Origin of the sequence: Cryomorpha ignava (genome assembly GCF_010686655.1) — a bacterium.
In the GTDB taxonomy this organism is placed as follows: Bacteria; Bacteroidota; Bacteroidia; order Flavobacteriales_D; family Cryomorphaceae; genus Cryomorpha; species Cryomorpha ignava.
Genome location: NZ_JAAGVY010000136.1, coordinates 1 through 874 on the forward strand (window position 1 = coordinate 1; position 874 = coordinate 874).

Annotated in this window: 1 protein-coding gene; it reads right to left on the bottom strand. The window is 42.8% G+C overall.

The window, feature by feature from the left end:
• A partial coding sequence (locus tag G3O08_RS20755) for a hypothetical protein (protein WP_204336981.1) occupies positions 1-874 on the bottom strand: 874 nt, incomplete at both ends.

Consider the following 874-nt stretch of genomic DNA (forward strand, 5'->3'; position numbering starts at 1 on the left):
TGCTATTTACTGTAAACCCCTTAAGCTTATTATCGGAACTGTCGTATGTGTAATCTCTGATAAAATCCTGATTGGCGTGACCATCGGCCACGTGCTTCAAATTTTGGATATTACCGATTTTATCGTATTGATAAGTGCGGGTATAGGTGTTTGTATCTGTATAGTCCTGCGTTCTAATATTCAAATACCAAGTGGTCCCGCTGTAAAATGCGGGATTGATGGTTGTAAAGCTTTCGCTTTCGCAAAAGCTAACAACCAGTCGAAGTTGAGCATAAACATTTGAAGTTTCTCTCCCGGTTGCCGACAGCAATCGGCGCAAAGGATCGTGAGAAAACAGTCTCATTAAGTTCCCCGGCCCTTGCGCATAGGTATTTGCCGGAGCAGCATCATTTATAGATGTAATGGTACCTTCCAGATCGTAGGTGTATTGCAAGTCTTGCCTTATCCCGGCATTGGGTGTGTACGTATGACCGCTGTGATTGAATAATGCACTTCGTTGACGCAATACCCTAAAGGTTTTAGGGTCATACGCATAGCGGGTCATAATTTTATTGCCCATAGCAATGAGTATGCGCTGACCTCTTGCATTGTAAGCCACTTCTTTTACATAAGTGGTATTGTCAACTTTCATAGAAAGCAACGCCCCACCCTTATTGTACTTAGGCACCATTTCTTTCCCCGGGCCATCTCTATCTGCAGGATAGGTTGCCTTGCGGATGCGGTTAAGCGCATCGTATTCCTGTGTTATTGCATTTTGGGTACTGCTCAAGTGGGAGGGGTTAAAGGTATCCCAATCTACAACATATTTTTGATAAGCAGTAAGTGCATCATCAGTTATAATCTGACGGTAAAACAATAAGTTATTCCCTTTAAA